Source organism: Leucobacter sp. UT-8R-CII-1-4, from assembly GCF_030010235.1.
Classification (GTDB): domain Bacteria; phylum Actinomycetota; class Actinomycetes; order Actinomycetales; family Microbacteriaceae; genus Leucobacter.
This window is the reverse complement of record NZ_JASCRS010000002.1, coordinates 478,980-503,807: the sequence shown is the minus strand read 5'-3', so window position 1 is coordinate 503,807 and position 24,828 is coordinate 478,980. Positions and strand designations below refer to the sequence as shown.

General features: G+C 59.2%; 18 protein-coding genes. 5 read left to right on the top strand and 13 right to left on the bottom strand.

Going from position 1 to position 24,828, the window contains the following annotated elements; genetic code table 11:
* Nucleotides 1–95 precede the first annotated feature (95 nt).
* On the top strand, nt 96–1,607 hold the full coding sequence (locus tag QBL02_RS07210; RefSeq protein WP_282725710.1) for an amino acid decarboxylase: 1,512 nt from the start codon (nt 96–98) through the stop codon (nt 1,605–1,607).
* A gap of 70 nt (nt 1,608–1,677) precedes the next feature.
* Here QBL02_RS07210 and QBL02_RS07205 read toward each other — a convergent pair whose 3' ends face one another.
* The 5 genes from QBL02_RS07205 to QBL02_RS07185 all read right to left on the bottom strand — a co-directional run bounded on the left by QBL02_RS07205 (nt 1,678) and on the right by QBL02_RS07185 (nt 6,596).
* Nucleotides 1,678–2,538 carry an enoyl-CoA hydratase-related protein gene (locus QBL02_RS07205; protein WP_282725709.1) on the bottom strand — a complete coding sequence of 287 codons (861 nt, stop codon included), beginning with the start codon at nt 2,536–2,538 and terminating at the stop codon, nt 1,678–1,680.
* Nucleotides 2,539–2,542: 4 nt separating this feature from the next.
* The gene (locus QBL02_RS07200) at nt 2,543–2,779 is read right to left on the bottom strand and encodes a hypothetical protein (protein WP_282725708.1); all 237 of its coding nucleotides are present in this window, start codon (nt 2,777–2,779) and stop codon (nt 2,543–2,545) included.
* 39 nt (nt 2,780–2,818) lie between these two features.
* Entirely contained in the window at nt 2,819–4,036 is a 1,218-nt protein-coding gene (locus tag QBL02_RS07195; RefSeq protein ID WP_282725707.1) for a winged helix DNA-binding domain-containing protein, read from the bottom strand.
* A 172-nt stretch (nt 4,037–4,208) separates the two neighbouring features.
* Nucleotides 4,209–5,816, bottom strand: coding sequence for a DEAD/DEAH box helicase (locus tag QBL02_RS07190; protein ID WP_282725706.1), 1,608 nt, complete (start codon nt 5,814–5,816; stop codon nt 4,209–4,211).
* 156 nt (nt 5,817–5,972) lie between these two features.
* Nucleotides 5,973–6,596 carry a DUF4126 domain-containing protein gene (locus QBL02_RS07185; protein WP_282725705.1) on the bottom strand — a complete coding sequence of 208 codons (624 nt, stop codon included), beginning with the start codon at nt 6,594–6,596 and terminating at the stop codon, nt 5,973–5,975.
* A gap of 81 nt (nt 6,597–6,677) precedes the next feature.
* Here QBL02_RS07185 and QBL02_RS07180 point away from each other — a divergent pair, with 81 nt between their 5' ends.
* Nucleotides 6,678–10,358, top strand: coding sequence for a TM0106 family RecB-like putative nuclease (locus QBL02_RS07180; RefSeq protein ID WP_282725704.1), 3,681 nt, complete (start codon nt 6,678–6,680; stop codon nt 10,356–10,358).
* Nucleotides 10,352–11,680, top strand: coding sequence for an aminotransferase class I/II-fold pyridoxal phosphate-dependent enzyme (locus QBL02_RS07175; RefSeq protein ID WP_282725703.1), 1,329 nt, complete (start codon nt 10,352–10,354; stop codon nt 11,678–11,680). Before QBL02_RS07180 ends, QBL02_RS07175 begins: the two co-directional genes overlap by 7 nt.
* Before the next feature lie 100 nt (nt 11,681–11,780).
* On the opposite strand, the gene QBL02_RS07170 is transcribed toward QBL02_RS07175, so the two are convergent.
* The 6 genes from QBL02_RS07170 to ald form a co-directional block, all read right to left on the bottom strand.
* Nucleotides 11,781–12,899 (bottom strand): Zn-dependent alcohol dehydrogenase, encoded by a 1,119-nt coding sequence (locus tag QBL02_RS07170; protein WP_282725702.1) that lies wholly within the window; start codon nt 12,897–12,899, stop codon nt 11,781–11,783.
* 65 nt (nt 12,900–12,964) lie between these two features.
* Nucleotides 12,965–13,558, bottom strand: a complete 594-nt coding sequence (locus QBL02_RS07165) for a hypothetical protein (protein ID WP_282725701.1) — start codon at nt 13,556–13,558, stop codon at nt 12,965–12,967.
* Nucleotides 13,555–15,000: an APC family permease gene (locus tag QBL02_RS07160; protein ID WP_282725700.1), complete on the bottom strand. Its 1,446-nt coding sequence runs from the start codon at nt 14,998–15,000 to the stop codon at nt 13,555–13,557. The genes QBL02_RS07165 and QBL02_RS07160 overlap by 4 nt, the downstream gene beginning before the upstream one ends.
* 159 nt (nt 15,001–15,159) lie before the next feature.
* Complete coding sequence (locus QBL02_RS07155; RefSeq protein WP_282725699.1) at nt 15,160–16,770, bottom strand: helix-turn-helix domain-containing protein; 1,611 nt, start codon at nt 16,768–16,770, stop codon at nt 15,160–15,162.
* Nucleotides 16,771–16,778: 8 nt separating this feature from the next.
* A complete protein-coding gene (locus tag QBL02_RS07150; protein WP_282725698.1) occupies nt 16,779–17,225 on the bottom strand; it encodes a hypothetical protein in 447 nt (148 codons plus the stop codon).
* Nucleotides 17,226–17,285: 60 nt separating this feature from the next.
* On the bottom strand, nt 17,286–18,410 hold the full coding sequence (ald, locus tag QBL02_RS07145; RefSeq protein ID WP_282725697.1) for an alanine dehydrogenase: 1,125 nt from the start codon (nt 18,408–18,410) through the stop codon (nt 17,286–17,288).
* 194 nt (nt 18,411–18,604) lie between these two features.
* Here ald and QBL02_RS07140 point away from each other — a divergent pair, with 194 nt between their 5' ends.
* Nucleotides 18,605–19,093, top strand: a complete 489-nt coding sequence (locus tag QBL02_RS07140; RefSeq protein WP_282725696.1) for an Lrp/AsnC family transcriptional regulator — start codon at nt 18,605–18,607, stop codon at nt 19,091–19,093.
* 61 nt (nt 19,094–19,154) lie between these two features.
* Here QBL02_RS07140 and QBL02_RS07135 read toward each other — a convergent pair whose 3' ends face one another.
* Both QBL02_RS07135 and QBL02_RS07130 read right to left on the bottom strand, forming a co-directional pair.
* Nucleotides 19,155–20,927, bottom strand: a complete 1,773-nt coding sequence (locus QBL02_RS07135; protein WP_282725695.1) for a sodium:proton antiporter — start codon at nt 20,925–20,927, stop codon at nt 19,155–19,157.
* A 43-nt stretch (nt 20,928–20,970) separates the two neighbouring features.
* Nucleotides 20,971–22,062 carry an NADH:flavin oxidoreductase/NADH oxidase gene (locus tag QBL02_RS07130; protein WP_282725694.1) on the bottom strand — a complete coding sequence of 364 codons (1,092 nt, stop codon included), beginning with the start codon at nt 22,060–22,062 and terminating at the stop codon, nt 20,971–20,973.
* A gap of 120 nt (nt 22,063–22,182) precedes the next feature.
* Here QBL02_RS07130 and QBL02_RS07125 point away from each other — a divergent pair, with 120 nt between their 5' ends.
* Entirely contained in the window at nt 22,183–24,762 is a 2,580-nt protein-coding gene (locus QBL02_RS07125) for a DEAD/DEAH box helicase (protein ID WP_282725693.1), read from the top strand.
* Nucleotides 24,763–24,828 lie beyond the last annotated feature (66 nt).

Here is a 24,828-nt window from a genome sequence, read left to right as displayed (position 1 = left end):
GCGGATCTATCGAACTTGTTGCTACATACAGTATATGGTTCGATGCAGGGCAATCGGGGTTCCATTCGAGCGTCTCGAAACGCCAATATAGAAGGATGGATCAGAGCCGTGCCCCCTACATTGAATCAATTCAGCGCCTTGCCGAAAGCAACCCTTTGCAAGTGATGGTGCCTGGCCACGGTGGCACCGCAGAACATGGAGCTGCGCATCTCGCTGATGTCTACGGTGAGCGGATCGCGAACTACGACGTACCACTCATGTTGGATGGCATCGACCTCGGTGAAAATGGATCACGCGAGCAATCGCAGCAACTCGCAGCAGAAGCCTGGGGGGCACGCCGCGTATGGTGGCTGACCAACGGCGCATCGCAGGGTAACCGTACCGCTGCGCTCGCCGTGCGTGGGCTTGGTGAGCGTGTACTGATGCAGCGCAGTTCACACTCGAGCTTCGCCGATGGTGTGCTGCTGGCAGGCCTGATTCCGGCGTTCGTTGCGCCAAACGTTGACGAACATCACGGTATTGCGCACGGCCTTACCCCGGAACGTCTTGACGAAGCAATTCGCGATGAGATTTCTCACGGTCGAAAGCCAAACAGCATCTATGTGGTTTCGCCTAGCTACTTTGGCTCGACTGCCGATGTTGCCGGTCTCGCAAAGGTGGCTCATTCGCACGGTGCCGCACTGATTGTTGATGGTGCCTGGGGCGCACATTTTGGCTTCCACCCAGATCTTCCAGAGTCACCTGCACGACTCGGCGCAGACCTAGTGATTTCAAGCACCCACAAACTTGCTGGTGCACTTACTCAGGCGTCAATGCTTCACCTCGGAGACGGTCCGTTCGCTGATGTGCTTGAGCCACTAGTGAATCGTGCCTACACGATGACGGCCTCAACCTCGGCGAGCGCAATTCTGATGGGCTCGCTCGACCTCGCCCGGCGCGCTCTGGTGCAGGGTGAAGAGAAGATTGGTGAGTCGCTACGCTGCGCTGAAGACCTGCGGGAGCAGGTGCGAGCAGACGGCAGATTCTCGATTATTAGCGATCACTTCGATGAATACCCAGACATTGTTGCGACCGACTGGCTACGCATCCCGATCGACGTGTCAAAGCTGGGCCAGAGCGGACACTGGGTGCGCGACCGTCTGATCGTAGAGCACGGTGTTTTCTTCGAAATGTCTACTGCGACCTCGATTGTTGCGGTGATTGGTGCTCTGGCCACTCCAGACATCAGCCGCATTATGGAGTCGCTGAAGGCTGTCGCTGACGAAGCTGACGAGCTTCGTGCTGCCGGACAGAGCGACAAAGTTACCGAGTTCCCGCCGCTGCCCGCCGCTGGAACACTGCGTATGTTGCCGCGTGCCGCCTACTTCGCAGAGAGTGTTGTGGTCACCGCGCATCAAGCAATCGGTCGCATCTCGGCTGACACGCTCGCTGCCTACCCGCCAGGAATTCCGAACCTGGTACCCGGCGAAGAGATCACCGAAGAGACCGTAACCTTCTTGCAAGCGGTTGCTGCCTCACCGACCGGTGTGGTTCGCGGTGCGAACGATCCGCTCGTTGCCACCTTCCGTGTGGTGCTTGATCCAGTCACGGCTTCGCTGCAAAGCTAACGCACAAACGCAAAGCGCCCTGGTCTTCGAGCTTGTCGAGATGACCGGGGCGCTTTACGTTTGTGGGGTTTTAGAACCCCGGGAAGTCTGCTTTGCGCTTCTCAAGGAACGCTGAGGTGCCCTCGAGCATATCCGGCGCACCAAAACGATTTGCGAAGGCCTCAGCTTCAAGAGCCAACCCCTCGTCGGTCGGGAGCGGGCGAACCTGGCGGGTTACAAGTTTGGTGCTGGCCACAGCGGCAGGGGACTGAGCGGCGGCAAGGGCCAGGCTCTCGCGTACCGCCTCATGCAGTGAAGCAACGTCGGGTAGCACCCGAAGCGCAAGGCCAAGACGTTCTGCTTCTTCGGCGTTGATCCGTCGACCAGTCAGCAGCATCTCACGTGCCGCAGCGCTGCCAACGTACTGAGCAAGTCGTACAGTGCCGCCAAAGCCCGGGATCAGGCCGAGCGCCACCTCAGGCTGGCCGAAGCTGGCGTTTGCCGAGGCAAAGATATAGTCGCAAGACATCGCGAGTTCGCAACCGCCGCCAAGGGCAAAGCCATTGACCGCTGCGACCACGGGAACCTGCAAAGTTTCAATCCAAGAAGTGAGTTCTTGGGTACGAGTTGCGTATGCGCGCGACTCGTCAGGAGTCATATCTCGCATTGCCGAGATATCTGCGCCAGCCACGAAAGCTCGTTCGCCTGCGCCGGTAAGCATGACGCCACGAACCGACCAGTCGGGGGCCGAGGCAGTTTCACTACCGTCAGAGTTCGCTTTGCCGAGAGTGTCTCGGAGCAAAGCGAACACCTCACGGAGCTCATTGATGACCTCTGGTGAGAGGGCATTGAGCACCGCTGGGCGGTTGACCGTGACGGTGAGGATCGAAGCTTCGACCCCGAGTTCGAGTGTTTCGAGTTCTAGGGCTTCAAGCCTCTGCGCCACGGTCATCGTATTACTTGCCTGACTTCTCGAACAGGTTGCCGACGAGCTGTGCGGTAACCAGGATGACGACGAGCAGGACTGCGCCGACGATCAGAATGGCAACGGTGTCTACCGGCTGGCCTGCAGCTGAGAACTGGTCAGCTGGGTTGAACTTTTCGCCTGTTTCCTGTGCGAGCGCTGGCGTCGCGACAAAAACGGAAACGAGTGCTGCGGTCACTGCTGCGGCAATGCGGGTGAAGATCTTCACGAAATAACTCCTCGCGGGGCTTGTGCTGTTCTTTCCATTCTAGGCCGAGCTTTCGGCAAGGGTGAACGGCAGGTCGTTTTGATCGTGAAACTTCGCCCATTCTTGGGCGCTTCTGTGCAGTTCTTCGAGACCCGAACTCAGCTCAGCGCCCGGCAATGGCGTCGCAACGAGCCCCTCAGACTTTCGCGTGCTTTTCTTCCATGTACCAGCAACCTGCCCATCTCGCACGACGGTAGCAAGGAACATGCCGTTTTTACCGGGAACAATGTGATCAAAGTGTGCAGGGTCTAGCTGCGCACTTCGGTCTTGGTAGCCCAGCAGGTGCTCGTCGAACGCCGGGAGCAGCAGCCACTGCGGGCCATCGAGCTTTTGAGAACCCGGTGACGGGGCTGCAAGGTGTGACTCAAGAATGATCGGGTCACACCAAATAGCAATGATTTTGCCATCGCGCTCGGTAGCACACTCGACTAAGTACCCAGCTTCGGTCGCATGCGTCAACCCCAGCCTGGCCTCGCTCGCTGTGAGACCAGACCACCAGGCAAGATCTTTCGCTGTGACTGCACCACGAGCCTTAGCGTAGCGAGCAGCAAGCTCAAGCAATGCTTCATCGCCGCTCAGCTGCTTGGGGGAGGCGATCCACTCGCTTGCCAACACCAGACGGGGCTCACCCTTTTCTGAAACCGGGCCAAGCACCGCGATGCCGTTCTGACACAGCCACCAAATCAGGTGATATCGCCAGTTACTTTGCCACTCGATGCCCGCCTCGCTCCAGGTTGCAGCTAGTTCGTCACGCTCCATGCCGGTACTGCCTGTAAGCGCAGCCACGGAGGTTTCAACCAGCCGATCAAGGGTGTGATCGGTGATGCCAAGGAACTCACGTCGCTTTGGAGCGCCAGCGAGCACCCGTCGGTTCGTGGTGTGTTGCATCCAACCAATGTCTTCGGCGGCGAGCAGGTGAATGGTGCCGCGCATTGGCCAAGAACGCACGATAAGACCTCGGTTGAAGGCACTGTGCACATCTTCGACGTGACTGCCCGGCGTGCGCAGCCCCAGCGCCCAACGAGCCGAGCGCCAGTCTTGCCCCTGCACGGCCAGCATGTGCCGAGCAGTTTGGGCGATCCGCTCGGCAGCGGAACTTGGTGCAGCGGTTGATGCGTGTGTGTTGTCTTGTGCATCGGAGCCGCTGGCAGGAGGAAGCAAGCCTTGCGCTGACATACGCATTGTTAGCAGCTGATCGGAGGTGAGCGACTGTGTCATGTTGCGAGTGTATTGCGTGCCACTGACAACGCGGATGCTGCGCGATTGCGGTAAGGCCGCAACGGCGAAAAAATGACAAAACTGCGGAAGAAATCATGAGATTCTTCCGCAGTTTTGCACGAATTCCGTAGCGCTGAGCTACCGTAGCTCGCCTAGTGGTAGGCAGGGAAAGCTAGTTACCTGACCGCACGCGGCGAGAACCGCCCTGACGTGGCTTTGGCGACTGGAAGCTCGGCGAGAGACCGGGACTGCTCGTCGAATAACTGGTGTTTGACGATCCGCTGCCGCCAGAACGACCGCCGCCGTTGCCGCCGTTGCCGCCGTTGCCACTGCGGCGGCGCTGCCCTTGCTGTTCGGCTTGCTGGCCGCCCTGCGATCCTCGTCGCGAATTTGAATTCTGGCGTGAGCTCGAAGCTGAGCCCTGCCCCGCGCCGCGACCCTGGCCCTGAGCAGCGCCCTGGCCACCCTGACCCTGTGCGCGGGCCCGCTTGCGCCTGGCATTTGCACCCTGGGACTTGCCTGCGCCAGCAGGATTGTGTCCAGCGGCTCGCTGCTGCGAAGACTGCGCCTCATTACGGCGGCGCTCAACCTCGCGAGGGTCAACCTTTGGTGCCACCTCGCCGATCAACTCGGCCAGCTCAGGATCATCAAGACGCACCGAGCGCGGTGTCACCTGAATCTTTGCCGCGCGCATGATCTGGCGCATCTCGCCGCGCTGCTCTGGCAGCACAATCGTGACCACGTCACCCTCATTGCCAGCCCGAGCGGTGCGGCCTGATCGGTGCAGATAAGCCTTGTGTTCGACCGGAGGATCGATGTGCACCACCAGATCCACACCGTCGACGTGTACGCCGCGAGCCGCAACGTCGGTGGCTACGAGTACCTTGGCCTGACCGCTGACAAACTCAGCGAGATTACGGTCGCGTGCGTTTTGAGAAAGGTTGCCCTGCAACTCGACCGCGGGAATTCCCTTTGCCGTGAGCTGCTTTGCGAACTTTTTCGCCTGGTGCTTCATACGGGTGAAGAAAATTCGACGGGCAGTTCCAGAGGCGAGGGCCTCAATCAGCTGATCCTTGCCGGCTCCACTTGCCACCTCAAAAACGTGGTGGGTGAGCTGAGGCACCGGAGATTCTGCGCTATCAACCGAGTGCATGATCGGATCGTGCAGATACTTCTTCACAATATTGTCGATGCCGTTGTCGAGCGTTGCGCTGAACAGCAGTCGCTGCCCCTGCTTCGGGGTAGCGTTCAAAATGCGAGTGACGACTGGCAAAAAGCCCATGTCTGCCATGTGATCAGCCTCGTCAAGCACGGTGATCTCAACGCCGTCGAGACTCACCAGCTTCTGGCGCATGAGGTCATCGAGGCGGCCAGGGGCCGCAACCACGATGTCAACGCCACGCTCAAGCACGGCCTCCTGGCGACGCTGCGGCACGCCACCAAAGATCGTGGTGACACGAAGCCCGACAGGGTCGGCCAGCATCTTCACGGTCTCAGCGATCTGAGTGACGAGCTCGCGAGTCGGTGCGAGAACGATGCCGCGAGGTCGATTCGGACGACGTTTACGCTCGGCGCCGTCTACAAGATTTGCAACAAGTGGGATCGCAAAAGCGATCGTCTTGCCACTGCCGGTGCGCCCGCGACCGAGAACGTCTCGGCCTTTGAGGGTGTCGGGCAGGGTGTCGCGCTGAATTGGAAACGGACTGTCTTTTCCGTTCTTTTCAAGCGCTTGAATAAGGGGATTTGGCACGCCAAGATCGGCGAATGAGGGTGTGGTCACAGGGGGTGCTTTCGTTCTGATTGCACTGAAAAGAAGTGCCACCGCAAGCGCCGGCCAGTGCATCCGGCGCAGAGTATTCGTACTCGAAGTGGATCGCTGCGTGGGGGAATCGCCTCGTCGCAGATCAAATAGTGGCTAACACCAATGGTAGAGCACTCAACTGGGAACTTGCGCCGACGCGTCGCCCGCTGACACATCGCGTGCTCGACGCTTTCGGCGCAGACGTCTGATCAGCGCCGTCGCGCCAATTGCCATGATGATTAGCGTGATGATCACCAGAATGGGAGCAACGATCGCAAAAATGCTCAGTGCAATGCTGGCGCCGTCTTCGGCTGTGCTGAGCGCAGGTGCCGCGAGACCGCCTGTAACCACGTTGGCAACTGGCCGAATCGCAGTTTTTGCGAGGCTCATGAGTAGCGCGAGAACGATGCCGATCACTACCGGTATCCAGGCCCCAGACGAGAAAAAAGTGTTCGGGTCGTCGACTGCAACCGTCGAAGTGCCAATGCCGCCTGAGAATACAATGCCTCCCGAGGCGGGGCGAATAACTGTCTGTATCCAGTCATTAATCGAATCAACAGCTGGGATCTTGTCGGCGACAATTTCGATCAGAAAGAGCACACCAAAAATTACGAGAATCCACTCGTTTTCAATCCAGGTCCAGCCGGTCGGCAATTGAATCCAGTCAAAGCGCGCAACCAAGCCCATCAGCAAAAGCGGAATGTATGCATTGAGGCCAGCGGCAGCGGCGAGGCCGGTTCCCGTCAGTATTTCAAGCATGGGGCCATCATATGCGGGCTTGCTGATCAGCTTTGAATGTCGGTGGCACCCGGTAACGTCGAGAGCAACAAAGGAGCAATCATGTTCATCCAGAACCTGGCAGAGAACCGCATTCGCCTGATGACGAGCGCGAGTGACCTCACCGCTGCAAGCGCGTGTGAGTTTGCCTTCTTGCGCCGGGTCGATGTGAAACTTGGTCGCGATATTGATGTGCCACTTGACGACGACGCAATGCTCGCGCGCGCTGCAAAACTTGGCGACGCGCACGAGGAGCGTGTGCTCATGCAGTACCGCAAAGAATATGGTGAGCATCTGCCAGGCTTTGCCGGCGGAGTTGCTGAGATTGCCCGGGCTGATTCACGCGACGATGCCGCACTTGCTGAAGCCCAGCGGCTCACCGTTTCTGCGATGCGCGATGGTGCAGACATCGTGTTTCAAGCCACATTTTTTGAACCGCTTGCTCGGCAGGCAGAGAGCCCGGTGAGCCCAGAAATTGGGTTTATCGGTTTTGCCGATTTCTTGCGTCGAACCGATTCTGGCAACTATCAAGTGCAAGACACGAAGCTTGCGCGTAGGGCAAAGGTCAGCGCACTCATGCAACTGGCAGCCTACGCAGAGCAGCTTGAACGGCTTGAAATTCCAGTTTCTGCAGATGTTGTTCTGATCCTTGGCGATGGATCGCATAGCGTGCATCAGATCGCTGACATCGCGCCAGTGTTCCGTGCGCGCAGGGAGCGGCTGCACGCTCTCTTGCTTGAGCGAGCTGAGGCCCGGGGTGCCGACGGGGAGCGCGCCTCTGCCGCGGCGATTGCTTGGGGCGCAGACGGTATCAGTGCTTGCGGGCGCTGTGAGGTGTGTGAGCCAGAGATATTGAGAACGCGAGACCCGCTATTGATCGCAGGTATGCAGGTGGCTCAGCGGGGCAGGCTGATCGCCGCGGGCTATAAGACGATCGACGCTGTTGCTGCGATATTGCCGCAACTCAGCGAGGGCGGCTTGAGCGTTGAGGGTATCTCGCAACCAACACTCGAGCGTTTAGCGATGCAAGCGGTGGCGCAAGTTGAAGCAGTACCAGGCGAAGCCCCTCCCTATCGGGTGATCGACCCTGCCGCTCTCGCGGTGATCCCAGAACCCAATGAAGGCGATCTATTTTTCGATTTTGAAGGCGATCCGCTGTATCGAGAACCCGGTGATGACAAACAGGGGAGGTGGGGGCTCGACTATCTCTTTGGAATGGTCGATGCCAATGAGCATTTCACTCCGCTCTGGGCGCATGATTTTAATGCAGAGCGCCAAGCGCTTGAAGATTTTCTCGACTTGGTGGCTGAGCGGCGCGCACGCTTTCCGAATATGCGAATCTTTCACTATGCGCCGTATGAACGCACCCATTTGCTCTCGATCGCTGCGCGGCACGGTAGTTGCGAAGCCGAAGTAGATCGACTGCTGCGTGAGCACGTGCTGATCGACCTATACCCCTTGGTGCGCTCAGCACTGCGAATCGGCACACGCTCGTATTCGATCAAAAAGCTTGAGCCGCTGTACATGGGCGATGAACTTCGCGACCAAGACGGCGTGACAAGTGGCGCTCAATCGGTGACCGAGTATGCAGAAGCAATTGTGCTGCTCGGCGCAGATACCGTTGAAGATCGCGCCGAGGGCCAGCGTCGACTTGACGCGATTGCCGACTACAATCGCTACGACTGTGTCTCGACACTGCGGCTACGAGACTGGCTGCTTGCGCTTGCCCGTGAGCATGATGTGAAACCGCTTCCGCTCCCAACTTTTGACAAAGAAACACTCGATCTGGGGCTTGAACTGAGCCCTATCGCCGAGGCGCTGGCTAGGCACGCAGAATCGGCAGAAGATCCTGCCGTCAAAAAAGCGGCGGCCCTTGCCGGGAGCGCGATCGACTACTATCAGCGCGAACAAAAGTCATTTTGGTGGGCGCATTTTGCGCGGTTGGTTGACCCCATCGAAGACTGGGCAGACACGCGCGATGTCTTGGTGATTGATCGAGGGATCAGCGCCGCCGAGGTCGACTGGCAAGAACCACAGGGACGTGCCAGGCTGCACCGCAGACGATTGCGTTTGCGAGGCGAGTTCGCGCCCGGTAGCAGCCTGAAAGCAGGTAGCGATGCCTATCTTGTGTACGCCGCACCAGCGCCCTTCGAGACTCCCCGATCTGCCCCAGGTGCCCGCAGCGCAAAGCTCGTGAAAATTGCCGAGCGGCTCGACGACGGGGTCATCGTTGAAGAAACGCGCAACGGTGATCTGCCCGAGTGGCACGTAATGCCGATAGCCCTTACCCCAGGGCCACCACCTCGCGCAGGAGCTCAGAAAACCGCGATTGAAGAGTGGGGCGCAGCGCTCGCCGCCGCGCTCGACCGTGGTGAAGAACTCGTCGATCCTGTCTTTGACGTTATGCGACGAGTTCCACCGCGCATGGCCAGTGGCGGCTCAATTATCGAGCCCGGTTCAACGCTGGCACTTGAGACAGGCAAGAGCGAAGACGGACGCATGATCGGTGCGGTGATCTCGACTCTGCGCGGGCTTGATCGTTCTGCTCTTGCGGTGCAAGGACCGCCCGGCACCGGTAAGACCTATCTGGCGGCGAGAGTGATTCGCGAGCTCGTTGAGCGCGATGGTTGGCAGATCGGCGTGGTAGCGCAGTCTCACCGGGTCGTTGAGAACGTGCTCGAGGGCGTCGTCGGTGCGGGACTCGCTGCCGGTCAGGTTGGCAAGGTTCCCCAGGGCGGCCGACTCGACGATGACGCCGAGCTACCGCCCTACACTGTGCTGCGCAACGGCGGTCACGACGCCTTCGTGCGACAGCACCGAGAAGCAGGTCGGGGCAGCGTTGTCGGCGGCACCGCATGGGATTTTTCAAACGAAAGCAGAATCTCTCGCGGTGGTCTCGACCTGCTTGTGATTGATGAGGCCGGGCAGTTCTCGCTCGCTCCAACGATCGCAGCTGCGGTGGCGGCAGAGCGTTTGCTGCTGCTTGGTGATCCCCAACAATTGCCTCAGGTTTCTCAAGGTTCACACCCTGAGCCCGTCGACAGTTCGGCGCTCGGCTGGTTGCTTGACACACACGAGACAATTCCTGAGGGCAGCGGGTATTTCCTTGCCGACACCAGGCGTATGCGCCCAGAGCTAGCCGAGGTAGTGTCCGAGCTCTCATACGAGGGCAGACTGCACGCACACCCGAGTGCCTCCGATCGCACTGCCATTGACGCAGGCCCCGCTGGTTTGATTTGGCATCCGGTGCGTCACTTTGGCAACTCCACCCACTCGAACGAAGAAGCCGCTGAAGTAGTGCGTATTGCACAGCAGTCACTTCGTGGCAGCCTGATCGAAGGCGAAGCCAGCCCCCGAGCTCTCACGGAGGACGACATTATCGTGGTGGCCGCGTACAACGCTCAGGTCGAGTGCTTGCGCGAGGCTCTTGAAGCAGCAGAACTCGGTCGCGTTCGTGTCGGCACAGTAGACAAGTTCCAGGGGCAAGAGGCAGCGATTGCGATCGTGAGCCTGGCCGCATCGAGCGGTGAAGACGTGCCACGAGGCCTCGACTTCTTGTTGATGCGAAACCGGCTAAATGTGGCCATTAGCCGTGCCCAATGGTCTGCCCACCTGGTCTCTTCTGACCGGCTCGGCACAAGTTTGCCTGGCACGGCCGAAGGCGTCGCGGCGCTCAGCGGTTATCTCCGGCTTACAGAACGCGGGCGAAACCAAAACTTCTCGACTAACGTGGAGTCATGGTGAGACCAGGCGGACCATTCCTTACACCTCCAACAGGCAAACTTCCCGAGCTGAAGCAGTACTCAGCAGCGGGGGAGCAGGCAGCTTCGGGCGCTTCGGGTGCTTCTGGTGCTGCGAGCCCTGCGGTTGCATCGGGGGCGCTGGGCGCATCAAAGCGCTCGGCTATTCCTGCTTTTGAGGTTATGCGAATTACCGACGAAGTTGCGCGACGTCGGGCAGAAGGGCGCGACATCGTTTCGCTCTGCGCTGGTGAGCCAAGCGCCCGGCCAGCTCCGGGCACGCTGAAACCTGCCGGATACACCGGACCACTTGGCACCACGCCACTGCGCGAAGCCATCGCCGGGCACTATCGCGAATGGTACGGAGTCGAGATTGATCCGGCACGAATCGCGGTAACTACTGGATCGTCCGGGGCCTTCCAACTCGTATTCCTCGCAGCATTTGACCCGGGCGACCGTGTGGCCCTGGCAAGCCCCGGATACCCGGCGTACCGAAATATTCTCGCTGCACTCGGAGTGCAGGTGATCGAGATTGCAACCGGCATCGAGACCCGGTATCAGCCAACCCCAGCGCTACTTGATGCGGCGGTCGCCGAACATGGCGAGCTCGCGGGCCTCATTGTGGCATCGCCAGCCAACCCAACCGGCACAATGCTGGGCAGAAACGAACTCGAAGCGCTGGCTCACTGGTGCAGCCAACACGGAACCCGTTTCATTAGCGACGAGATTTACCACGGCATTACCTTTGCCGATGGTGGCGAAGACAGCCTCAGCGAGGCGGCAGCAGGAGCTCGAGTGCGCGGCGTGAGCCTGGCCGAGCTTGACAGCGAAGCCATTGTAATCAATTCGTTCTCAAAGTACTGGGGCATGACGGGCTGGCGACTCGGCTGGGCTGTGTTACCCGAGAGCCTCATTGCTCCGCTCGAAGCGCTCGCCTCAAATTTTGCACTGTCGCCACCTGCACCGGCTCAAGAACTCGCACTCTCTGCCTTCACAGCCGAGAGCTACGCGGAACGAGACAGCATTGTTGACGGCTTCGCAAAAGCTCGTCAACTGATTCTTGAAGCAGCACCATCGCTTGCCTGGGGAGAAGCAGCGCCAGCAGACGGTGCGTTTTATTACTACAGCGAACTCGGTCCGCAGCTTGAACGCTACGAGAACTCGGTTCACTATGCACGCGCTCTGCTCGAACAGGCTGATGTCGCGATTGTGCCCGGCGTCGACTTCGACCCGGTCTCAGGCGATCGCGCTGTTCGGCTGAGCTACGCAGCTGGCGAGCCTGCAGTGGCCGAGGCCATCGACCGTATCCTGCGCTTTCAGAACTAGTTCGAAGAGGCCGGGCGATCCAGCGTAATGCTATTCGGCAGGCCAAAAGGAAAGGGGGTGAGCGCCAATAGGTGCTCACCCCCTTACTCTTACGTATCAACTACGCCATTGGGTATTCGATTACGCTGCGAATGCCACGGCCCTTGCGCATTTCAGCGAAGGCCTCATTCACCTCGCTCAGAGCGATTCGATCGGTAACCATCGAGTCCAGATCAACCAGGCCCTCCATGTACTGATCAATGATGTTCGGGAAATCAATCGACTGACGGCTCGAACCATAGTTCGAACCAATCAGCTTCTTTTCTTGATCACTCATTACGAATGGGTCGATCGAAATTTTCACGCCGTCAGCAACCTGGCCAACCACAACCGCCGTGCCACCCCGGCGCACAGCCTCGTAGCTCGCCTCAATGGTGAAGGGCAGACCGATCGCTTCGAAGGCGTAGTCGACGCCGCGACCTTCGGTGAGTTCCTTCACCGCGGTGAGTAGATCGACTTCGCGACTGTTGATCGTGTGCGTTGCGCCAAACTTTCGGCCAAGCTCGAGCTTGTCCTCGCTGACATCGGCAAGAATGATCTGCTTCGCACCAACGAGACGCGCGCCTTGCACAATGTTCAGGCCGACACCGCCGCCGCCAATCACCAGCACGGTCGAGTATGGCTCGACCTTTGCCGTGTTCACAACTGCACCAATGCCAGTGGTGACAGCGCAACCGACAAGAGCAGCCTGTGCGAATGGCGCGTCTTTGCGGATCTTAATTGCGGCCGATGCGGGCACCATTGCGTGATCCGCAAATGAGCCGACACCGAGGAAGCTCTTGACGTCTTCCTCACCATCCTTCAAACGAGTCTTCCCGTCCGAAAAGACATGCTGGTAGGCAGTTTCGTTCGCAAGCTGGCAGAGCACCGGGTTGCCGGTCACGCAGAACTCACACTTCTGGCAAGAAGGGGTCCACGAGAGTACAACGTGATCGCCGACTTCAAGCCCTGTTACTTCTGAGCCAGCAGCGATCACCACGCCGGCGCCCTCATGGCCGAGCACGAGGGGGGCCGGGGTTTCCCATTCTCCGCTGAGGGCGTGCAAGTCAGAGTGGCAAACGCCAGATGCTGCGATCTTTACGAGGACTTCGTTTGCTCCCGGCTGGTCGGAGATCTGTAGCTCCCGCATTTCGAGTGGCTGGTTTGGTCCGGTGAATACGGCAGCGTTAACGGTAATCAATTGAGATTCCTTTCGAATCGGTGAGTGTGTGTGGGGTCGCGCGATGGGTAGGGGTCGCGGCAGTGCTAAGCCGCGGCTGCTGTTCTTGCGGTGTGCGGTTCCCGGAAGCTGCGAATGAGTTCGAGTAGACGGTCAACTTCTCCCGCTGGGAACGCGGTTGCCTTGAAGATTGGCGGGATCAACACCCAGACAAAAGAACCACCCATCGGCACCAGACTGAGCGATCTGCCCTCAACCGAAGACTCGAGCAGATCGATTTTGGCGAGTTGCGTCGAGAGCCGAGAGTTCAGTGCGTTGAGGCGGGGCCCTGCGGCAGGGCGCGGGATCGATCCTTGCTTTTTGGGAAAGAACTTTGCCGCACCCTTCTCTCGAAAGGAGAGCTCGATGTTGCCTGGAACTTGGGTGCCCTCTGGCAGGATCGTCGTGATCTTCAAGTTATACACGCGCGAGAAGATGTAGTTTCCCGGGTTGTATGAGAGCTTCAGCTGAATCCCATCATCGCTTCGCACGGTGACGCTTGTTTGATCGCTCGAGGTGATCGTGCCGAACCCCGCTGCCGTGTGTTTGAGCGCTGCACGGGCACGATTGACGATCGGCCCCTCGCCGGCGAGGGCATCTTTACGAGCTCTACTGCGAGCAGGCGTGCCGGGGGTCCTCATCGTGCGTCTTCCTGCGCTGGTCGCTCTGAAGCTTCGACGGTCTCAAAACCTTCGCCGAGGTCTTCCGAACGAATCACAATGTTTGACTGGGTTTCAGTCAGGTCGGTTGGGGTGAACAGCGGCAGACGGTTCTTCTTCAGCCAGATGATGGCGAAGATTGCGATTGCGGCGAGCACGATACCTGCGCTGCTCCAAATCACAATTCGCTGCGACATTTCGGGAACGATGAAGACGATGAGGTAGACGCACGAAGCGATGCCAAGGATCTGTGGCAGCGGGTAGAGCGGGGTCTTGAATGGGCGACGTGCGCGTGGGTAGCGGCGGCGAAGCACGATCACGTCAACCTGAGCGATGATGTAACTGAGCAGCCAGGTGGTGCAGGCAATGCTGATCAGGTTCAAGATCATGTCGATGCCGCCCTGCGCGAAGGTCGAGTACAAGAGCACGGAAGCCATGCAGCCGGCGGTGACGAGCATTCCGGTCCAAGGCACACGGCTGCGGCGGCTGACCTTCGAGAGCCACTTCGGCAGCAATCCCTCATTCGAGAGTCCGTAAAGCATGCGGGGGATGGCAGCCAGGTAAGAGTTGCCGGTCGAGAACGATGCGAGGATCGTCACAATAGTCATGATCAGGCCGCCGGTAGCGCCGAAGATCGCAGTAGCTCCGACGACGTGTGGAATCGACGATGATGCCATCTCTGCAAGGTCTGCGTAGCGGGTGGAGCCCCAACCAAAGAGCGCATCGACGAGGAAGATGGTGCAAACGCCGACGATCATCGCCATTGGAATGGTCTTCCAGGGCTTCTTCACCTCTTCGGCGAGCGGCGCGACAAATTCCATACCGATGTAAAGCCAGATCGCGACCGCTCCCATTGAGGCGAGGGTGCCCCAGTCGGTGGCAAGAACAGGGTTGTCAACCGGGGTGCCGGCCGCAAAACCGGTAACGCCAGCGAGGCCCATTACGGCGAGAATTCCCATCATGCCGAAGACCACGGGAATCTGCACCCGGGCGAAGATGTCAACGCCAGAAATGTTCAGCACCAGCAAGATCGCAAGCAGAATGAACGAGAAGAGCGGGGCGGGGAAGCCGGTGAGTGATTGGAATGACTCTCCAGCAACCAGCAACTGCGTGCCGCCATCGGCAGACACCAGCACAAGATATCCGCCGAGCACGGCAATAATCGCCATCAAGCGGCCGAGGGCTGGCAGCGTGTATTCGCCGACCATGCCTCCGCCCGGCAGCATTGCGGCAAGCTCACCGTATGAGATGGCGACCATTGTGATGATGATCAGGCCGATAAAAGCGGGAATGGCGAAGGCTAAACCGCCTGTGCCGAATCCATTGCCAAGTGAAACCATTGCGGTTCCGGAAACCACGAGTCCGGTTGAGGCAGCGTATGCTGCGCCGAACCCGAGACTTCGCTTGAGCTTGGTGTTTGCCATGCCGCAGCTCCTTTGCTGGGTAAAAATACTCTCAGCCCAAGCTTGCTCTCGAACACGGGCACGCGCATTCGACATATCGCCCATATTTGCGAGCTCGCTGGACAGTCTGTGTGATCCAGCGCGAAAACTTGACTTGCAAATTGTCGAAGCTAGTGGTGATTAATCGACAGAATGTGGCTTGGGTTGAAAGTAACGCAACGCGAGGGCTAGCTCGGCACGCACTTGATAATCTTCAAGATCGCTCGAAATGACGTTTGAAATGTGCTCAAGTCGGCTGCTGAGCGTGTGCCGATGAATGCCGAGTTCTCGGGCGGTGGGCAACTGCTTGCCGTGCTGCTCAAGCCACACGCGCAGTGTACGCAGCATCTCTGTGCCGTTGGCCTCATCGTCGATTTCGAGGGGGCCAAGCAGTCGCCTGGCGACGTGTGCTGCATCTGAAGCGTCAATAAGATCGGTGACGCCTTCGCGCCAGATCTCAGTAAATAGAGTGACGGCGCTCTCGCCGCGGCGCAAGCCAAAATCGGCCGCTTTCTTGGCTTCTTCGAGGGCGAGACTGAGGCCGTCCCAAGTGTCACAGCGCGATCTGCCAATGACTAGCCCGAATGAGGCGAGCTGCTCAATAAACTCATTTGCGTCAGATTCATTTACGAGGATCGCCGTGTCGCTGCGGTACTGAGCAAAAAATGCTGGCGTGTTTTCTTCGAGTCGAATGGTGTCGAGGGCGGGCAGCAAGCGTGATGAATCGAAGTGCTGCGGGATGCCAATGAGGGTTGCGAGCGGTGGTTTGGGGAGCGGGCCCCAAACGCTTTCAACAATGTGTCGAGTGACGTCGATACTGCCAGAGAGGAGCAATTGCAGCAGGGCTTCGCGTAGTTTGCTCTGCAGGCTCGCGAGCGATTGATTTTGCTCGAGTGAGACGCTCACCAGGGCCAAAACACTCGAGAGTACATTGCGCGATACATCGTCAAACCCGCGGCTCAGTGTGAGCGCGAGTACCCCGCTCGGGTCGTCGGGGCTACCGAGCAGTTGCAAGACCACTTCGATTTCGGGGGTCGCCTGGGTGGAGAGGAACCGCTGATTGTTTTCGAGCGTTTGCAGCACGATCGGGGTGAGCTGCGATTCTGAGAGCAGCTTGCCGTCTGGTGCATCAACAAGAATTACGGGCCTGCCGAGCGGGTCATACAGTGCGACGCCGCAGCCCAACTGCCGGGCCGTTTCTCGCAGTGTCGCCGAAAGCCCATCGTTTCTGGTGGCTGCATTGGCAATGGCCTTTTGCGCGCGCAACGAGCGCGTGTAGCGTTCCGACTGATCGCGCTGTAGCACGCGGGCTGCTTCTTGCAGCAGATCCATAAACGAAATCTCGTACGGCACATTAAACAAAATGAGGCCGTGCCGGTGGCAAGCGAGGGCAAGCTGGTGGGGTACACCGCGATGCACCACATCGCTGCCAAAGCCGATGCCGATTACGCCGTGTGCAGCAACGAGAGCGGCGTAGTCGTCGTAGATTCGAGCGAGTCGCTCCGGTGCGATCCGAACCTCAGGCACGGAAGGGTCGGCAGATTCAACCACCGGAAACTGCCAGCCGAGAGTGAGGATCACCTCGGCCGGACCGAGGAACGGAGTCGGGTCGACCATGTCGGTCGCGTGCAGCCACTCGAATTCTTCATCGAGCGCATTGCCGCTTGCCGTCTCACTGTTTTCTTCACCCGTGATGACCAGGTGCAGCCGTAGCGAGGGGTTTTGCAGAAGCTTGCGAAGGCTGAGCGACACGGTGGGCGCTAACTCTCGATGCGAATGGGGGTGCCAGCGCTGATGCCGGTGCGGGCTTGAAGCGCCTCGTCTACCTGTGCGAGCACCACATTGCCGGGGGAGACCATGAGGCCAAGTTCGCCGAGAGCTTCAGCTTCGCGCCCGCCAAGTGCAAGCGCAATCGCGCTGACGGAGCCGAGCATGGGTTCTGGCAATTCGGCGCCGCCGCGTGCCAGCACCGAACGAAGCGCTGCGGCGAGGCTGGCGGTGTCGTCGGCTGCCAGTTTTTTCTCTGCGCTTGAGTAAGCAACACCATCGCCCGAGACGCCCTCACAGAGAAGGGAACCGGAGTCGGTATTCAAGGTGACTCGCAACTCGCACATGCCGTTGCCTGCGCCCAGAGAAGACGCAGAACCCGCCCCCTCGGTAGAAAGAGGGAGCGGGTTCGATGCGCCGAAAGTGAACTTCAAATCCATGTGTTTAAGAGTACTCGCTTCGGCTGCGAGTCTCTGTCACGCGGAGTTCACGCGAGGGGGTTATGCCGAAGCGACAACCTCGCTGTAGGTGTTGTATGGCAGCTCTGGGAATGCCTGAGCGACGCCCTCGTTGGTGACAACGCCCTCGTGTGCGTTGAGTCCCTTTGCGAGTGACTCGTCTGCAGCGAGCGCAGCCTTCCAGCCCTTGTCGGCGAGTGCAACAACGTATGGCAGCGTCGCGTTGGTGAGCGCTGCGGTTGAGGTCTCTGGCACTGCGCCTGGCATGTTTGCAACGCAGTAGTAGATCGAGTTGTGCACTGGGAAGGTTGGGTCGTCGTGCGTGGTTGGGCGCGAGTTCTCGAAGCAGCCACCCTGGTCGATAGCGATGTCAACGAGCACTGAGCCTGGCTTCATCTGAGCAACCATCTCGTCGGTAACGAGCTTCGGTGCCTTCTCGCCTGGGATCAGTACCGAACCGATGACCAGGTCAGCTTCCTTGAGTGCCTCGGTGATGTTGAGTGCGTTCGAGGTGCGGGTCTGGATGCGGCCGTTGAACTCGTCTTCAAGCTGCTTCAGGCGTGGGATGAAGATGTCGATAACGGTGACCTCTGCGCCCATGCCGTAGGCGATACGTGCAGCCTGCTCGCCGGCAGCGCCGCCGCCGATGACAACAACCTTGCCGCGACGGGTAGCGGTTACGCCACCGAGCAGAATGCCACGGCCGCCGTTTGCCTTCATCAGGCTGTAAGCGCCGACCTGAACCGACAGGCGGCCAGCAACCTCTGACATTGGAGCGAGCAGTGGCAGTGCGCGGGTTGGCAGCTGCACGGTCTCGTATGCAATTGCGGTGGTGCCCGACTCGAGTACCTTCTCGGTCAGAGTCTTGTCTGCTGCGAGGTGCAGGTAGGTGAAGAGCACCTGGCCCTTGCGCATCTTGTCGTACTCGGCGGCGATTGGCTCTTTGACCTTGAGGATCATGTCGCTGTCTGCCCAAACCTGGTCAGCGCTTGCAACGATGGTTGCGCCTGCTGCTTCGTACTCGGCATCGGTGATTGCTGAGCCGAGGCCAGCGCCAGCCTGCACGAATACCTCGTGGCCGCGACGCTTCAGCTCGAAGACGCCGGCCTGGGTGATGGCAACGCGGTTTTCGTTGTTCTTGATTTCGGTGGGAATACCGACGCGCATGGGATGCTCCATTCGATTTGCTTGCTACGGGTCCGAGCTTTGAAGCTGGAGGCGCAGCTGCTCTTCGCCCCAGAATGTCACTTGCTCGATAGCTTAGATTCTGCACTATCTTCGCTGATTTCTTGCTCAGATAGAATATTCTTCGGAAAGTTCGGCGGATCAACCCAGCTTTCCTTGTTTTGAAGGGAATCCGGATGGAACAGTCGAATAATCTGCGAGAGCCAGCAACGCTTGACGATGTTGACCGGCAGATCATTGGTCAGCTGCAACTCAATGGTCGCATGACAAATGCTGAATTGGCAGAGCGAGTTGGCATTGCGCCATCGACCTGTGTTGCCCGTGTGCGCAGCCTGGTCTCACGCAAGATCATTACCGGTTTTACCGCCGCAGTGAACCCCGCAGTGATGGGCATGACCCTGCAGGTGCTCGTCAGCGTTACGATCCGTTCCGGTGCGCGGCAACGCATCGCTGAGTTCAGCGATGAACTGCGGGCGCTGCCAGAGGTACTGCAGCTGTTTTTCCTCGGCGGTGTTGAAGACTTCATCATTCACCTGGCTGCGCGCGACTCTGACCATGTGCGTGATTTTGTGATGGAACATCTTTCTGCACATCCTGCAGTTTCCTCAACCAGAACCAGCATTATGTTCAGCCATCACCAAAACCCGGTGCGTGTGACGATCTAAAACAAACAGGCTGGGCGATCCAACGATTTGTGTTGCGTTGGATCGCCCAGCCAGCAGCCGTCTAATGCCCAGAAGGCGGCGAAAGCCTCAGTTCGTGCTGATCCAACGCTTCCGCTGCGGTGCGCAGGGCCTCGCTGCTGTACTGGCCGATGGCGCGCTCCTCGAGCAGTGCGGCCCGCTGTGCTTCGAGCCCAGCGTGGGCAAGCCGCAGATAGCTGCGTCCCTCTGCCTCTGCCTCTGACTTTTCAGTGAGCTCAGACGAGGGAATCGCAAAAGCGAGCGACGCGATTGAATTCTGCACGCTTGACCGGGCCCGTTTGACGATCTGGTCAGAGGGCACATGGTGCGCCGGGTCGTGCTCGGCCAATTCTCGCTCGTGCTCAGCCTCAGCTTCGACCGCAACGGTGCCGGCCTCAACCAGGTCGCCATACAGTGCGACCAGCTCAGCGGTGCGAGCATTCGCGCTCGGTCCCTGCGGGCGCAGCTTTTTGATGAGCTTGGGCAGGGTGAGCCCGTGCAGAAGCAGAGTGACGACCGCAGCGACAAATGCAATGAGCACCAGCTGCGAACGGAACGGTACCGTCGTTGGAATCGACTGTGCTGCGGCAAGGGTTACTACGCCGCGCATACCGCTCCAGCCAAGAATCGTGGCGCCTCGCCAATCGAGGCCCTGCTCTCGGGCGTGCGCGGCATCGGCCTCACTGCGCCTGGCTGCCCTGTCGATACGGTCAAGCCTCAGCCGAATAATGCCGGTGCTTTCTTTGGCCTTCGGATGCCGCTGTGCGCGGCTCGCGATTCTGCGCCAGCCATCGGCCCTCGCTTCGTAGCGGGGCAGCGCTTTGGCGAGACTCTGCGTGACCGGCCACATAAAGGCCATTCGCAACACGATCAGTACGACCACAACACCGAGGCCAATCAGCGCCGTGTGATGCAGCTGAAGTGAACTCTGACCAATGTCGTTCACCAGCTTGTGCAATTCGAGCCCCATCAGCAAAAAGACGCCGTTTTCGAGCAAGAACTGTGCGGTGCGCCAATTCAGACGCTCGTTCACGCGCGCAATTGCGCTGAACTTCTTTGGTGCATGATGCCCCGTATAGAGACCGGTAACCACCACAGCGAGCACGCCGGAGGCGCCGAGATACTCGGTAGGCACAAAAGAAATAAAAGGAATAGCGAAAGAGACCACGGTGTCGTAGACGGGGTTGCTGATTTTTGAGCGCACCCAAACGGTGATTACACCGATCACAAAACCGATCAGAATCGCAACCGAGACGGCGAAAGCGAAACTTCCAACCGCATCCCAGAACACAAAACCACCGGCCGCCGCCGCGATCGCGGTGCGCAGAAGCACCAAGGAGGTGGCATCGTTTACGAGACTTTCGCCCTCAAGAATGGTGACGAGGCGGGGCGGCATGCCTACTCGTTTACCGATAGAAGTTGCGGCCACGGCGTCGGTCGGCGCGACCACCGCGCCGAGGGCGACAGCAGCGGCAAACGGAATCGCTGGTACAAGCAAGTGCAGCAGAGCGCCGATAACGAGTGCGGTGATAATGACGAGCACTACCGAGAGAGCGGTAATTGGCCCAACATTTCTGCGCAGATCGAGGATCGGCACATTCACCGCCGCGGCATATAGCAGCGGCGGAAGCACCCCAAGCAGAATGATCTCAGGATCAAGCGAAATAAGCGGAACGCCAGGAATGTAGCCGATGCCGATACCAACGACAACGAGCACGAGCGGCGTGGCAATGCCGATCCTGCCGGCAAGCATGGCGACCGCAACCACCAGCACAAGCCCGGCTACGGCGACAAGTGAGAGCTCCTCAATGTGCATGCAAAAAGGCTACCGCGTGCATACCTGCTCCGGGCGAGCGTCTTTAGAAGATTGCGCGATGGTATTGCGGGGGAGTGAGCGCTGCCGCAACGGGTGCGCGCAGCTCTTGCGCCCATTTCAACGGTAGCTGTGGGTTTGCCAGAAGTGGGCGACCGACCGAAATCACATCGGCTTGGCCGGTAGCGAGGATGCTTTCGGCTTGCTGCGCCGAGGTGATGAGCCCAACAGCACCGACCGGAAGGCCTGCCGCACGCAGGCGGTCGGCGATCCAAACCTGGTACGACGGACCGATCGAGATACGCACTTCTGCGGTGTTACCGGCAGAAGACGCATCGATCAGGTCGGCGCCGTCGAGCTTCAACCACTGCGCAAGCTGCAGGGCCGCCTCAACGTTGAATCCGCCCTCGACCCATTCGTCGCCGGAGATCCGCACGGTAACGGGCAGGTCAGGGTGTGCGGCACGAATTTGCCGCACAATCTCGCGCAGCAAGAACGCGCGGCGTTCGCCGTCGCCGCCAAATTGGTCATCTCGTTGATTGCTCAGTGGTGACAAAAACTCATGCAGCAAGTAGCCGTGAGCAGCGTGAATCTGTACCACGTCAAAGCCGGCGGCAACCGCGCGATCTGCGGCAGCCACGAAGGCAGCAATTACCTCGTACACCTCGCTTGTGCTGAGCGCTCGAGGATCGGCAAAATCGCCGAAAGCAATAGCCGAAGGGGCAACCGTCTGCCAACCGCCTGCTGCTTCTGCTACCGACCCGGTGGCGGCGCCGGGTAACCACGGGTGGGTGGAAGCCTTGCGTCCGGCGTGTGCGAGCTGGATGCCGGCGTGTGCCCCGTGCGAGTGGATCACGCGCACTATGTTTGCGAAAGCCTGTTCTTGGGTGTCGTTCCAGAGGCCAAGATCGTTTGGTGAAATGCGGCCTTCTGGCACGACCGCAGTTGCCTCAGCGATGACGAGGCCCGCGCCCCCGCGAGCGAGGGCGCCAAGATGCACAAGGTGCCAATCATTTGGCACACCCATTGATTCGCCCTCTGCCGCAGCTGAGTACTGACACATTGGCGGCACCCAAAGCCGATTTCGTACCGTGAGCCCGCGCAGTTGGAAGGGCTGAAAAAGCAGTGGATTCGCCATGCGTTCAGTGTATTGCCCTGCCCTCTGCGCGAGCTGGTCGCAATTGTCGCGCCGGTGAAGCTTTGCGGCGGCTTCCGGTGAGAGAATAAACGAGTGAGTTTGGCTGCAGTGTTAGAGGTAATGGCAGGTTCAGAGACCCCTGAGCCAGACGAGATTCACGCTCGTTTTGAACAGTGGACCGCGGAATCACTCGGTTTGAGTTTGTATCCCGCTCAGGAGGAAGCACTGCTCGGGCTTGTGCTCGGATCCCACGTGATTCTTGCAACCCCGACCGGAACCGGAAAATCACTCGTTGCCCTTGGTGCCCATTTTGCTGCGCTCGCCGAGGGTCGCCGCACTGCGTATACCGCGCCCATTAAGGCGCTTGTGAACGAGAAGTTTTTTGCGCTCGTCGAGGCGTTTGGCCCCGAACTTGTTGGCATGGTTACAGGCGACACCAGCATCAACCCTGATGCGCCGATTCTTTGCTGTACCGCCGAAATCTTGGCGAATCTGGCGCTGCGCGACCGGGATGCCGGCGGAATCACGCAGGTAGTGATGGATGAATTTCACTACTACGCAGACCCCGAGCGCGGCTGGGCCTGGCAGGTGCCGCTACTCACCATGCCGAACGCGCAATTTTTGCTCATGTCAGCAACCCTCGGTGACGTCACTGAGCTCGCCGCTGATATTGAACGTCGCACCGGACGACAGGTAACCGAAGTCACCGGTGTTGAACGCCCGGTTCCACTCGAATTTGCCTATGCGCTAAAAACCACCCACGAAGTGGTCGAACAATTGCGTGAAGAGAGACTGACTCCTGCGTACCTGGTGCACTTCAACCAGTCACACGCGGTTGAGCAGGCGCAGGCACTTTCGAGCGTACGGCTACTTGACCGGGAGGGGCGCGACGAGATTGCAGCTGCCCTCGGTGACTTCAAATTTGCCGCGGGATTCGGTCAGACTCTTTCCCGTTTGGTGCGCTCGGGAATCGGGGTGCACCACGCGGGCATGCTGCCAAGATACCGACGCCTCGTTGAACAGCTTGCGCAGCGTGGGCTACTGAAAGTGATTTGCGGCACCGACACACTCGGCGTCGGAATCAATGTGCCCATTCGCACCGTGGTTTTCACCGCGCTCACCAAATTTGATGGCGAAAAGATGCGCCGACTGAGTGCGCGAGAATTTCACCAAATCGCTGGGCGTGCGGGGCGCGCCGGGTACGACACCGAGGGCGATGTGATCGCACTGGCGCCAGAGCATGAGGTTGAGAACGCAAAGCAGAGCGAAAAAGCTCTCGCGAAGGCAGCCTCAGGCAAAAAGATGGGCAAGGGTCCCAAGAAAAAGTCTGCGCCTGCTGGGTTTGTCAGTTGGAACGAGCAGACGCTCGAGAAGCTTGTCGCTGCGCAGCCGGAGCCGCTCGTGAGCCGGATGCAGGTGACGCACTCGATGGTGCTATCGATCATCGCTCGCGGCGAGCGTCATGAGGGTGAAGCATTGGCGACCATGCGGGCGCTCATCTTCGACAGTCACGAGACCCCAGCGAAACAGTTTGCTCACGCGCGCAGGGCGATTGAGATCTTTAAGACACTGCGCAATGGCGGCATTGTCGAGACCGTTGTAAACGCGAACGGTGAAAAGATCCTTGGCCTCACCGTTGAGCTGCAGCAGAACTTTGCCTTGAATCAGCCGCTTTCGCCGTTTGCGCTCGCCGCAATCGAATTGCTTGATCCAGAATCAGACGACTATGCCCTTGACGTGATTTCAATTATCGAAGCCGCGCTTGAAGATCCTCGTGCGATTCTGCGGGCGCAAGAGCGCAAAGCGCGGGGCGAAGCTGTGCAAGAGATGAAAGCTGACGGCATCGAGTATGACGAGCGTATGGAACGGCTCGAATCGATTACTCACCCGCAGCCGCTCAAGGAACTGATTGACGAGGCTTTTGAGGCTTACACCAAAGAGGTGCCGTGGGCTCGCGACTACGAACCTCGACCCAAGTCAGTGGTTCGCGAAATGGTTGAGCGGGCCTTCAGGTTTCGAGATCTTGTTTCAGCCTATGACCTCGGTCGAGCGGAGGGGGCGGTGCTGCGATACCTCTCGGATGCGTACCGCACTATTGAGCGTACGGTGCCGGAACCGGCGAAAACCGACGAGCTGCTTGCGCTGATCGACTGGTTGGGGGAACTGGTGCGTCAGGTCGACTCGAGTTTGCTTGATGAGTGGACGGCCGCGCAGACACTCGAAGAAGACGGCGGTGTTGCTGCGAGCGTGGCAGCGGGTTCAATCACCGTGCCGGGCTCAACACTCGAAGACATTGCGCCGCCGATGCGATCGGTTACTGACAACGAGCGAGCGTTCACGGTGATGGTGCGCAATGCTGTCTTTCGTCGGGTGCTTGCGGCGGCCTTCGACCGAGTTGAAGAACTTGGTCGTCTCGATGGAGCCTCTGGCTTTGGTGAAGACCAGTGGGATGATGCGCTTGAGCGTTACTACGATGAGCACGACTCAATGGGTTCTGGCGCGAAAGCCCGCGCAGCAAAGCTGTTTAGCGTTGATACCTCGACGGCTCAATCGGGCACCTGGCGTTTCACACAGGTGCTTGATGACCCTGAAGAAAACCATGATTGGGTGATCGAGGGCACAGTGGACCTGATTGAGTCGGCTGAGCTTGGCGACGCTGTGATCAAGGTAGAAAGAATGGGATACCTTCTCGGGCATTAGTCAAGAACCCGGCATACAGTTGGCTGCATAGGGAACAGCTGTGTGGGGACACAGCGAACATTCAAC